Origin of the sequence: Methylobacterium sp. NFXW15, assembly GCF_049887755.1 — a bacterium.
Lineage (GTDB): Bacteria > Pseudomonadota > Alphaproteobacteria > Rhizobiales > Beijerinckiaceae > Methylobacterium.
The window spans coordinates 227250-238888 of record NZ_JAGEKG010000001.1 but is presented as its reverse complement, the minus strand read 5'-3'; the positions used below and the strand labels follow the sequence as shown (position 1 = coordinate 238888).

General features: G+C 68.5%; 8 protein-coding genes. 3 read left to right on the top strand and 5 right to left on the bottom strand.

The features are described from left to right. Positions 1 to 29 precede the first annotated feature (29 nt). From J4O73_RS01140 to glcE, 4 genes are all read right to left on the bottom strand, one after another. On the bottom strand, positions 30 to 1226 hold the full coding sequence (locus J4O73_RS01140) for a methyl-accepting chemotaxis protein (protein WP_426214084.1): 1197 nt from the start codon (positions 1224 to 1226) through the stop codon (positions 30 to 32). 308 nt (positions 1227 to 1534) lie between these two features. Continuing rightward, a complete protein-coding gene (locus J4O73_RS01135; RefSeq protein WP_426214083.1) occupies positions 1535 to 4450 on the bottom strand; it encodes an Rne/Rng family ribonuclease in 2916 nt (971 codons plus the stop codon). Positions 4451 to 4999: 549 nt separating this feature from the next. Then, the gene (glcF, locus tag J4O73_RS01130) at positions 5000 to 6331 is read right to left on the bottom strand and encodes a glycolate oxidase subunit GlcF (protein WP_426214082.1); all 1332 of its coding nucleotides are present in this window, start codon (positions 6329 to 6331) and stop codon (positions 5000 to 5002) included. A gap of 56 nt (positions 6332 to 6387) precedes the next feature. Continuing rightward, positions 6388 to 7575, bottom strand: a complete 1188-nt coding sequence (glcE, locus tag J4O73_RS01125) for a glycolate oxidase subunit GlcE (protein ID WP_426214081.1) — start codon at positions 7573 to 7575, stop codon at positions 6388 to 6390. Positions 7576 to 7782: 207 nt separating this feature from the next. Here glcE and J4O73_RS01120 point away from each other — a divergent pair, with 207 nt between their 5' ends. Continuing rightward, positions 7783 to 8001 (top strand): hypothetical protein, encoded by a 219-nt coding sequence (locus tag J4O73_RS01120; protein ID WP_426214080.1) that lies wholly within the window; start codon positions 7783 to 7785, stop codon positions 7999 to 8001. Here the strand turns inward: J4O73_RS01120 and J4O73_RS01115 are convergent. Continuing rightward, positions 7980 to 8651 carry a TetR/AcrR family transcriptional regulator gene (locus tag J4O73_RS01115; RefSeq protein WP_426214079.1) on the bottom strand — a complete coding sequence of 224 codons (672 nt, stop codon included), beginning with the start codon at positions 8649 to 8651 and terminating at the stop codon, positions 7980 to 7982. The genes J4O73_RS01120 and J4O73_RS01115 overlap by 22 nt on opposite strands. A 91-nt stretch (positions 8652 to 8742) precedes the next feature. Here J4O73_RS01115 and J4O73_RS01110 point away from each other — a divergent pair, with 91 nt between their 5' ends. Together J4O73_RS01110 and J4O73_RS01105 are read left to right on the top strand one after the other, a co-directional pair. After that, a complete protein-coding gene (locus J4O73_RS01110) occupies positions 8743 to 10065 on the top strand; it encodes an HlyD family efflux transporter periplasmic adaptor subunit (protein ID WP_426214078.1) in 1323 nt (440 codons plus the stop codon). After that, the gene (locus tag J4O73_RS01105; RefSeq protein ID WP_426214077.1) at positions 10062 to 11639 is read left to right on the top strand and encodes a DHA2 family efflux MFS transporter permease subunit; all 1578 of its coding nucleotides are present in this window, start codon (positions 10062 to 10064) and stop codon (positions 11637 to 11639) included. The genes J4O73_RS01110 and J4O73_RS01105 overlap by 4 nt, the downstream gene beginning before the upstream one ends.

The following is an 11639-nucleotide window of genomic DNA, read 5'->3' as shown; positions in this document are numbered from 1 at the left end:
CGAAACTTCGGTCTCGGGGCTCGCGGGACTTACGCGGCCGCGGCCTGGGCCTCGGTGAGGGCGGCCTCGAAGGCCTGGAAGGCGGCGCTGGCCTGATCCCAGCGAGACCCCTGGACGTGGGACATCATCGCGCGGCACTCGGACCGAGCCTTGGCGAGCGCCGTTTCCACCTTGCCTTCGAAGGCCGGGTGGGGGGCGATCTCGCCCTGGTCGATGTCGGCCCGGCGCATCCCGATCAGCACGGTCGCGAGGCGGCGGCGCCAGGCGGCGCAATCCGCCGGGAGGCGCGCCCGGCGCAGCATCGTCGTATCGCCGGTCTGCTTGTCGAGGAGCGCTTGGCTCAGAGACTCGATCCGGTCGATCCGGTCGATGGCGTCGGTGATCTCCTTGCGGGCCTTTTCGGCACCGGCCGAAACGCGTCCGACGCTCTCGGCGATTTCGCTCGTCGCTTGGATCTGCTGGTCGAGGAGGCTCGCAGCGACGCGCATCTCGCCGGAGACGGCGGCGACCTTGGCGCTTTCAGCCTCCACGCGGGTACTCGCCTGCGACATGGCCTGGGCGCCGGACTTCACCGCCTCGCGGCTCTCGCTGACGGCGTTCCGCATGGCGGACATCTCGTCCCGCAGGTTCTTGATGCGCTGGTGGATCTCGTCGGTGGCGCGGGCGGTCTGGGCCGAAAGGGCCTTCACCTCGGCGGCGACGACGGCGAAGCCCCGTCCGGCAGCCCCGGCGCGGGCGGCCTCGATCGTCGCGTTGAGGGCGAGCAGGTTGGTCTGGCCGGAAATCGCGGCGATGGCACCGGCCATCTCCTCGATGCGCGCGGCGGCCTGCGAGAAGCCGTCGAGGCGTCGGCCGATCTCGTCGGCGCCGCCCTCGATCCGGCGCATGCCGTCGGAGGCACGATGGATGTCGTCGGCGCACGCGGCGATGCCGCCGCTCGCCTCCTCGGCGCCGCTGGCCACATCGGCCGAGCGGGCGGCGATCTCGCGGGTCGTCGCGGCCAGTTCCTCCGTCGCGGCGGCCATCAGGCGCGCCTGCTCGGCCATGCCCGACGAATCGAAGGCCATCCACCCGAGCGACGTTCCCGCCTCGGAGGCCGCCGCCGACAGTAGGCCCGGCAGGGCGACGAGTTCCTTGTCCACGATGACCGCGGCCGGGGGGGCAGCCGGAACGGGTGTGAGGGTGGCCGGGGCTGCGGCGGAGGTCTCGCTGATCGAACCTGGCACTGTGACCGGGCTCAGCTCGGCGGTTCGGGGTTTTCTCTGAAGACCGAACATCCGGTGCCTCACCTCAGATTTATGCGCTTCTCCCGAAACAATGCTGGATGGCAGTGAAGGAAATGTTCACGCCGCGTGAGAACCAGAGGGTCCTCTATGGTGGACTGGATGCCAAGCATTCACGCTGCCGGGCACAACGGTCGATGTCTTTCGCTCAAGAAAGGTGTGCTGTGCTCACGCTATAGGGGCCTACACCCTGAAACGAGAGCGCCCCGTCCCGGACTGATCCAAGACGGGGCGCATTGTGGATAGAAAGATCACTCTCCCGTGAGGGCGGCCTTCGTCCGGGACCACCAACCGGCCCGCTTCGGGCGGTTGGGGTCGGAAGGCGGGCTGAGGACCACCGCCACCGGCTCCGCCGGGGGCTCGGTCGGGGCCGGCGCGGCAGGCTCGGCCGAAGCGGTTTCTGCCGGAGCAGGCTCTGCCGGAGCGGTCTCGACCGGAGCGGCCTCGACCGGGGTCGACTGGGCCGAGGCCTGTCCGACGTCCTCGGCGCTCACCGGCTGCTCGGTTGGGCGGGGCGGTGCGGAGGCCGCCACAGCCTCGATGGCCTCGGCACTCACAGGCTCCTCGGCTGCGATGGCGGCGGCCACCGGCTCGTCCGAGCCTTCGGACGACTCGCTGTCGCCCTCGGCCTCGTCCTCGCGCTGGCCATTGCGATCCAGCCGGCCGCGACCGCCACGGCGGCCACGGCGGCGGCGGCGGCCCTTATCGCCATTCCCGGACGGTGACTCCTCGCCCTCGGCGGGAGCGGCCTCGGCGGCCTCGGATGTCTCGCCCGACTCCTCGTCGCCCTCGGTGGCGGCGTCGTCCTCGGACTCGTCATCGCCCTCGTCGGCGCCGGCGTCGCGGGCCTCCTGGCCATCGGCGCGACCACCACGGCGGCGGCGGCGACGGCGGCGGCGGCGGCCCTCGCCGTCCTCGCGCGCTTCCTCGGTCCCGGCCTCTCCGGCGGTGGCTTCGGAAGCCTCGGCGGTCTCGGGCTCGTCGGCCTCGATCTCGTCTTCGAACTCCATGGACGGGGAGATCGCGGTGGCGCGCACGCCCGTCACCGGACCCTCAGCCCGCTGGGCGGGATCGCCCCGGTCGAGCTGGAAGGCGGAGGTCGCGGGCAGACGCTCGTCCGCGGCGATGGTGACCGTGACGCCGAAATGGACCTCGAGCTCACGCAGATGCGCGCGCTTCTGGTTGAGGATGTAGAGCGCCACCTCGGTCCGGGTGCGCAGGATGAGGTTGTGGCTCGCGGACTTGAGCAGAGCCTCCTCAATGGAGCGCAGGATGTGCAGGGCGACCGAGGCGGTGGCGCGCACGAAGCCCGAGCCACCGCAATGCGGGCAGGGGATCGAGGAGGATTCGAGCAGGCCGGTGCGGATGCGCTGGCGGCTCATCTCCATGAGGCCGAAGGGCGAGATCCGGCCGACCTGGATGCGGGCGCGGTCGTTCTTCAGGCACTCGTTCAGCTTCTTCTCGACGGCGCGGTTGTTCCGCTTCTCCTCCATGTCGATGAAGTCGATCACGATGAGGCCCGCGAGGTCGCGCAGGCGAAGCTGGCGCGCCACTTCCTCGGCGGCCTCCAGGTTCGTCTTGAGGGCGGTATCCTCGATGTCGTGCTCGCGGGTGGCGCGGCCCGAGTTCACGTCGATCGAGACCAGCGCCTCGGTCGGGTTGATGACGAGGTAGCCGCCCGAGCGCAGGGAGACATGGGTCGAGAACATCGCGTCGAGCTGCTGCTCGACCCCGAAGCGGGCGAAGATCGGCGTGGTGTCGCGGTAGGGCTTCACGACCTTCGTCTGGTCGGGCATCAGCATCCGCATGAAGTCCTTGGCTTCGCGGTAGGCGTCATCACCCGCGACGAGGACCTCGTCCAACTCCTTATTGTACAGGTCGCGGATCGCTCGCTTGATCAGCGAGCCCTCCTCGTAGACCAGCGTCGGCGCGATGGAGGTGAGGGTCAGCTCCCGCACCGATTCCCACAGGCGCATCAGGTACTCGAAGTCCCGCGCGATCTCCGGCTTGGAGCGCGAGGCGCCCGCCGTGCGCAGGATGACGCCCATCCCCTCCGGCACGTCGAGATCGGCCACGACCTCCTTCAGTCGCTTGCGATCCGCCGCCGACGTGATCTTGCGGGAGATGCCGCCGCCGCGCCCGGTATTGGGCATCAGCACGGAATAGCGTCCGGCGAGCGACAGGTAGGTCGTGAGGGCCGCGCCCTTGGTGCCGCGCTCTTCCTTCACCACCTGGACGAGGATGATCTGGCGGCGCTTGATGACCTCTTGGATCTTGTAGTGGCGGCGGGGCGCACGGGGACGCTCGGGGATCTCCGCGAGCGCGTCGCCGTTGCCGCCGACCTGGGCGATCTTGGGCTCGGCGTCCGGATCGTCGGAATCCTCCTCGCCCTCGTCCTCCTCGTCGTCTTCCTCGTCCTCGTCCTCGTCGTCCGCCTCGTCTTCGTCGTCGTCCTCGTCGGACTCGTCCTCATCCTCGGCGGCTTCGTCCGCCTCGTCGGTCTCGACGGCGTCCGGCTCGGCGGCGGTCAGCTCCTCGGTGACGGCGATCACCGCCTCCGGAGGAACCTCGGAATCGAGTTCGGTGGCGGCGGCCACGGGCTCGCCCGGGGCGGGCTCCTCATTGGCAGCGGGCGTTTCGGTGCCCTCGACCGGCTGACCCTCGGTCGCCAGTTCCTCGCGCACGGCCTCGGCGTTGTCGGCCAGGGCATCCGGCAGGTCGGTGGTCAGGATCTCGTCGCCCGCGACGGCGGGGACGGCCTCGGCGTTGTCCTCGGCGCTCACGGTCTCGTCGCGGCGCGAACGGGCCTCGGCGCGGCGTCCGCGCGAGCGGCGGGGCGAACGGCGGCGGCGCTCCTCGCGCTCACGATATTCCTCGGCCTCGCGGGCCTCCTCCTCAAGGAGGGCCTGCCGGTCGGCGAGGGGAATCTGGTAATAGTCGGGGTGGATCTCGTTGAAGGCCAGGAAGCCGTGGCGGTTGCCGCCGTATTCCACGAAGGCGGCCTGGAGCGAGGGCTCCACGCGCGTGACCTTGGCGAGGTAGATGTTGCCCCGCAGCTGCCTGCGGCTGGCGGATTCGAAGTCGAACTCTTCGACCTTAGAACCTTGGACCGTGACGACCCGGGTCTCTTCCGGGTGCATCGCGTCGATGAGCATCTTGTTGGCCATGACGAACTCTCGGCATGGCGGCCGACGTCTCGTTCCGTGCCCGGAGCCCCGGCGGCGCCTCGCCAGCGGGCAAAGCCGCTCGGCATGGTGCCGGCCTCGTCACCGAGGCCGCGGGGAGGAGGGATGGGATTGTGCCGTCAACCGCCTTCTGGCGCCCTGGGCGCCTGGGGTTGAAACTGGCCGGGTGGATGAAGACGACGGCGCGGCGCGACGTGCGTGCGCGCGGAGCACGAGCAGCGGCAAGCGGTGCTGTGCGTCCCTCCATCCTCTCCCGACCTCACGAAAGCATCTCGGCCGGTCTTGTGCCCGGCCGTGAATTCCTGTGCGGCGAACATCGCCGCATCGTTCGACCCCATCCGGACTTTGAAAGGTCCGCCATCGACCGAGCGGGCTAAAGCCCACCCCGACGCCGCGTCCGTCTTCACATCGAAACTCGGCCGCGTCCGCGGGTCGCATTGGCGACAGGCGAGACCGGAAAGGGGTCCATACCATTACAAACCGTGGCAGCGGTTTGGCAAGGGCCGCCCGCGCGATCATGTCACGCGTTTGTCATTCCGCAGCCGCGAGATGCGGGCGGTGAGCCACGAGCGCGGCGGGCTTCGGACCGCCGGTCGCCCAATCGAGCAATTCCACCGTGTGAACGATCGGGATGGCGGTTCCCTTCCCGATCTGCGTCGCGCAGCCGATATTGCCGGTGGCGATCACGTCGGGGCGGATCCGCTCGATATTGGCGACCTTCCGCTCGCGAAGCTTCTCCGCGATCTCCGGTTGGAGGATGTTGTAGGTGCCCGCCGAGCCGCAGCAGATGTGACCCTCCGGCACGTCCTTCACCGTGAAGCCCGCGCGGGCGAGCAGCGCCTTCGGCTCGGTGCGCAGGCCCTGGCCGTGTTGCATCGAGCAGGCCGAGTGGTAGGCGACGACGAGGTCGCTCTCCACCACCGGCTCCGACAGGGGCAGGGTGGCGCAGAACTCGGTCACGTCCTTGGCCAGGGCCGACACCCGCGCCGCCTTCTCGGCATAGGCGGGGTCCTCGCGGAACATGAAGCCGTAATCCTTGATCGTCGTGCCGCAGCCGGAGGCCGTCACGAGGATCGCATCGAGACCCTTGGCGATCTCGGCGTCCCAGGCGTCGATCGCCTGCTTGGCGAGGGTGTGAGAGGACTCCTCCTTGCCCATGTGGTGGGTCAGCGCGCCGCAGCAGCCCTCCTGCGCGTGCACCACCTCGACGCCGTGGCGATTCAACAGGCGGATCGCCGCCTCGTTGAAGTCGGGCCGCAGGACGCTCTGGGCGCAGCCGCGCAGCAGGGCGACGCGCTTGGTCGCCGTGCCGCCCAGGGCCGGGAAGGTGCCGGGACGGTTCGTGGCGTTGGCGGCGGGCATCGCGGCCGGGGCGAGGTCCAGCATCGCGGCGAGCCGCCGCCCGACCTGCGGCAGGCGGGCGACGAGGCCCTTGAAGGGCTGACCGAGCTTGGCCGCGTACAGCGCGAGCCGGAACCGCGCCGGGTAGGGCAGCACGAAGGCGAGCAGGGCCCGCAGGAGACGGTCGCCGAGGGGGCGAGGATAGGTCTCCTCGATATGCGCGCGGGCATGATCGACGAGGTGCATGTAGTGGACGCCCGAGGGGCAGGTCGTCATGCACGACAGGCACGAGAGGCAGCGGTCGACATGGCGCACCACCTCCGCGCTCGCCGCCTTGCCGCCCTCCAGCATGTCCTTGATCAAGTAGATGCGTCCGCGGGGGGAATCGAGCTCGTCTCCGAGCAGTAGGTAGGTCGGGCAGGTCGCCGTGCAGAAGCCGCAATGCACGCAGGTGCGCAGGATCTTCTCCGACGCGGCCATGGCGGGGTCGGCGAGCTGGGCGAGGGTGAAATTGGTCTGCACGGTGTGATCCTGCGTCGTCTCGTCCGCGTCGTCGCGAGGGTCGGAGGGCGGGCGGTTTAGACGCCCGCGTACATCCGGCCCGGATTGAAGATGCCGTGCGGGTCGTGCGCCGCCTTGATCCCCGCCGTCACGCGCATCAAGGCGTCCGGCAGCGGCTCGAAGACGGGCACGGCGGCGCGCACCGCATCGGGCGCGCGAACCAGCGTCGCGTGACCCCCGTGCGCTCGCAGCGCGGTGCGGATCGCCTCCGCCCCGGCATCGCCTGCGGCGGAGGTCGAGAGCCATACGAGCCCGCCCCCCCAATCGAAGAACCAGCGCGCCTCCCGCTTCGCGGCGATGGCGGCGGTGAGGGCAGGGCCCTTCGAGGGTGCCGTCGAGATCCGCCACAGGGCGTCCTCGCGGGGCTCGGCCAGGGGTAGCGCGTCCCGCACCCCGCGCCATAGGGCGGCGCCCGCCTCGCCGTCGAGGGTTTCCGGCGCGCCGAACCGCTTCAACAGACGGCGCAGCTCTCCGAGCCGGTAAGTGATCGAATCCGCAAAGCCCTCGATCCGCACGAGCGTCCGCGCCTCGCTGCCGCCGATCCCGGCGGGCAGGTGGGCCGCGCCGGTCGGCTCGAACGGCGAGCCCAGGGCCGATGCCAGGGCTTCGATCGCGCGGGCGTCGTTCAGGCCGGGGAAGACGAGCGTCGCCACCCGCTCGTTGGCGGGCAGCACCTTGAACGTCACTTCGGTCAGCAGCCCGAGGGTACCGTGCGCCCCCGCCATGAGCTTCACGAGATCAAGCCCGGTAACGTTCTTCATCACCCGGCCGCCCGACTTGATCGCCTCGCCCTTGCCGTTGACGAAGCGCACGCCGATCAGGCTGTCGCGGGCCGCGCCCGCATTGATGCGGCGGGGGCCGGAATTGTTGATCGAGGCCACGCCGCCGATCGTCGGCTCGCCGCTGGTGCCGTAGAGGCCGCGATAATCCATGGGCTCGAAGGGCAGCATTTGGCCCTTCGTGGCGAGGAGGGCCTCGACTTCGGCGAGCGGCGTGCCCGCGCGGGCGCCGATCACCATCTCGGCGGGCTCATAGAGGGTGATGCCGGTCAGGCCCCGCGCCGACAGGCTGGCCTCGTCCTGTGGCGGGCGCCCGAGGCCCGCCTTCGTGCCGCTGCCGACGATCCGCAGGCGCTCTGGCCGGGCGGCCGCCGCGCGCACACGCTCGCACGCTTCCGCCTCGGTACCCGGCTCGGTGCCGCCCATTGTCTCCCGCCCTTCGTGTCTTTTGGATCAAGTCCAGAGAAGGGGTGTCGCCGGAACGGCAGGCGGTTTCAAGCCAGGCAACAGGCCGCGCTTGTCAGGTGGCGTCTTTTCTCACGCGGGTGCGCAGATTCGTCGCGTCCGGCCGAAGGGAGAGTTGGGCTTTCTGGATGGATGAAAGGGCTGCCGATTGTTGCTAGTATTGGCGCTATGGAGAAGATCGCGGCAAGTATCGCACAGATTGCGGCCGAGGCTTTGCTCAAGGCCGGCGCTCAGACCGGGGCTGCGGAGCTTCCCGCCCCGGTGGCGGACGGTTTGCGCGCCTGGATCGCCGACCAGCCCGAGCCCCGGCCGTCCTTGCAGGAGGCCATGGCGCGCGGCCTGTCCGAATGGCTCACGGCTAAGGGCTACTTGCCGCCCGTGCCCTGAGACGGACTTCCGTAGCGCGCCAGGAACAGGGCGACCGCCTCATCGACACGTCCATCGATCTGCTTACGAGTCATGGGTCGTTCTACGGGCCGCAGAAGGTTCATGAGCGTGGCGTTGCCCATCACGGAGCCGATGTAGAACGAGGCCGCCATCGCCGGATCTTCGCCGTGGAAATCCCCGCGGCCTTTCGCCGCCGCGAGATAGTCCGCGAGCCGCCTTGCCGTCCGGTCGGGCCCGGCGGTGAACAGGGCGAGTCCCAATTCCGGATTGCGCACGGTCTCGGTGATCACGATGCGCAGGAGCGGGATCACCGACGCCCCACCCATGCGTTCGAGCAACCTGCACCCGGTCTCGCGCAGCACCACGGGGAGGGGGGCTCCGCTCTCGAAACTCGCGTCGAGCGCCTTGCGCAGGTCGCTGGTACGGGCGAGCACGATCTCGAGGAGCAACTCGTCCTTGCTCTTGAAGTGGCGGTACAGGGTCTCCTTCGAGGCGCCCGCTTCTTCCGCCACGCGCTGCATTGTCGTCTCGGCGAACCCGTGATCGAGGATCAGCCGCTCGGCCACGGCCAGGACCTCTTCCCGCCGCCGCCGCCCCCTCGGAACGGGGCTCTTGCGCCGCCCTGGAGGCGGCGTGTCCGCAATTGACATTGTCTTCGCCGCCCCTCTTATAAGCGTACCTATCGGTTCGGTTGTGCGGCGGCAATCAGCCTTCGAACCGATCCCACGACGAGTTCCGGGCATGCGTGAGAGCGACGACGACGAGCGTGTTCAGCGCCGGGAGCGTAGCCGCTCGGCTGCTCGGCGTCGGGACTATCTCGATCTCGGCGCCAGCAGGGACGAAGAGGGTGAGGACGACGGCGACGCCTCGTCCGACGAGAGCCCTTCGACCGAGAAGAGCGGAAAGAGCGGCGGCAAGTCCGACGAGAGGAAGTCCGACGAGAGGAAGTCCGCGGATAAGACGTCTTCCGGGAAGGACGCATCCACGTCCGGTCAGGACGACGAGGACGAAGCCCAGGCGCGGCGCAAGAAGCGTCGGCCGCTGGTACTCGGCATCGCGGCGCTCGTCGTCCTGCTGTTGGCAGGCGGTGGCGTCTATTACTGGCTGGCGAACCGCGGCAAGGCCTTCACCGACGACGCCTATACCGACGGCAACATCGTCACCATCGCGCCCCAGATCTCGGGACAGGTCGTCAGCCTCGACGTCACGGACAACCAGTTCGTCCACAAGGGCGATCCGTTGTTCCGCATCGATCCCCGGCAATACCAGTTCAGTCAGGAGCAGGCGCAGGGCCAGCTCGACACCACCAAGGCTCAAGCCGTGAGCCAACGGCTCGGCGTCGAGATCGCCCGCAAGAACTTCCCCGCAGCCCTCGATCTCGCCAAGGCCAATCTCGACGCGGCGAAGGCCAATCTGCAATTGCAGCAGGCCAATTACGACCGGCAGAAGAGCCTGCCGAAGCTCGCTACGACGCAGCAGGAGATCGACACGACGGCAGCCAACTACGCCCAGGCCAAGGCGCAGGTGGAGCAGGCCCAGGCTCGCCTGATCCAGGCCGAGCCCGTGAAGCAGAACATCGCTCAGTCCGAGGAGCAGGTCAGCCAAACCGAGGGGCAGATCGAGCAGGCGCAGGGGCGCCTCGATCAGGCGAAGCTCAACGTCGAATGGACGGTGGTGCGCGCGCCGCAGGACGGCTGGGTGACCCGCCGCAACGTCAATGCCGGCAATTACGTCTCGTCGGGGACGCAGGTCATGTCTCTCGTTACGACCGATGTGTGGGTGACGGCGAACTACAAGGAGACCGAACTCGACGGCATGAGGCCGGGCCAGAAGGTGACGATCACCGTCGATGCCTTCCCCGATCTCGACTTGCACGGCCACGTGGATTCGATTCAGCGCGGGTCCGGCTCGAAATTCTCCGCATTCCCGGCCGAGAACGCCACGGGCAACTTCATCAAGATCGTCCAGCGGGTTCCGGTGAAGATCGTGATCGATTCCGGCCTGAAGCCCGAGGAGCCGCTGCCGCTCGGCATCAGCGTCGAGCCCACGGTGATGCTCAAGTGAGCGCGGCGGCGGACCAGCCCTGGAAGCCTGCTCACAACCCGTGGTTGATCGCCATCGTCGTGACGATGGCGGCCTTCATGGAGATCCTCGACACGACCATCGTCAACGTGGCGCTGCCCTACATCGCGGGCTCGCTCGCCGCCTCGAACGACGAGGCGACCTACACGCTCACCGCCTACCTCGTCGCCAACGGCATCGTGCTCACCATCGCCGGCTGGCTCTCCGACACGATCGGGCGCAAGCGCTACTTCCTGATCTGCATCGCGATGTTCACGGTCTCGTCCTTCCTCTGCGGCATCGCGCAGAGCCTGGGCCAGATCATTCTGTTCCGGCTGATGCAGGGCTTCTTTGGCGGCGGCCTCCAGCCGAGCCAGCAGGCGATCATCCTCGACACCTTCCCGCCCGCCAAGCGCGGAGCTGCCTTCGGCGTGACGGCGGTGGCGACCATCGTCGCCCCCGTGCTCGGACCCACGCTGGGCGGCTATCTCGTGGAGCACCTCGACTGGCGCTGGATCTTCTTCGTGAACGTGCCGGTGGGCATCCTCGCGGTGATCCTGAACGGCATCCTCGTGCAGGACCCGCCCCACGAGCAGGCCAAGAAGAACCGCAAGCGCGGGATCGATTATATCGGCCTGTCGCTCATCGTGATCGGCATCGGCTGCCTGCAGATCGCGGTGGATCGCGGGGAGGACGATGGCTGGTTCGGCTCGCCCTTCATCGTGACGATGACGATCATCGGCGGGCTCGGTGTGTTCTTCGCCATCTGCTGGCTGCTCACCGCCAAGAAGCCGATCATCGACCTCGACGTGTTTCGCGACAAGAACTTCGCCATCGGCTGCATATTGATCGGCGCGATGGGCTTCGCCCTCTACGCCAGCGCCGTCATCATCCCGCAATTCGCGCAGAACGTGCTCGGCTACCCGGCTCTGCAATCGGGCCTGATCCTCTCGCCCGGCGGCATGGTGGTGATCGTGATGATCCCCCTCGTCGGGCAACTGATGAAGATCGTTCAGACCCGCTACATCGTGATGTTCGGCTTCTCGCTGATGGGCGTGGCGCTCATGTATTCGAGCAAGCTCAGCCCCACCATCGACTTCAAGACCCTCGTGATCATGCGTTCGCTGCAAACGGCGGCGCTCGGCTTCCTGTTCGTGCCGATCTCGACGATCACCTACCTGACGCTGCCGCAGAAATACCGGAGCGATGGGGCGGCCATGTTCTCGATGTTCCGCAACGTGTTCGGATCGCTCGGGATCTCGCTTTCGACCGCCGCCGTCACCGAGCGGCGGCAGGCCGACCAGGCGCATCTGTCGAGCTTCATGACGCCGCTGCGCCAGGGCTACAACACCTTCGTCCAGGAGAGCGAGCACACCCTGCGCACGCTCGGCCGGGCGGCCGATTCCGTCCACCAGCAGGCGGTGTCCTATACCTACCAGACGTACATGAAGCAGGCGCAGATCCTCGCCTACGGCAACGTCTTCCAATACACGGCCATCATCGCCTTCCTCGTGGTGCCGTTCTGCTTCCTGATCTCGGCCAAGACCGCCCAGGGCGGCGGTGGCGGAGGGCACTGA

Excerpts from the sequence above, each read along its gene's own strand:
- J4O73_RS01135 (WP_426214083.1), bottom strand. The coding sequence starts at position 4,450 with ATGGCCAACAAGATGCTCATCGACGCGATGCACCCGGAAGAGACCCGG.
- glcE (WP_426214081.1), bottom strand. The coding sequence starts at position 7,575 with ATGGGCGGCACCGAGCCGGGTACCGAGGCGGAAGCGTGCGAGCGTGTG.
- J4O73_RS01120 (WP_426214080.1), top strand. The coding sequence starts at position 7,783 with ATGGAGAAGATCGCGGCAAGTATCGCACAGATTGCGGCCGAGGCTTTG.
- J4O73_RS01115 (WP_426214079.1), bottom strand. The coding sequence starts at position 8,651 with ATGTCAATTGCGGACACGCCGCCTCCAGGGCGGCGCAAGAGCCCCGTT.
- J4O73_RS01110 (WP_426214078.1), top strand. The coding sequence starts at position 8,743 with ATGCGTGAGAGCGACGACGACGAGCGTGTTCAGCGCCGGGAGCGTAGC.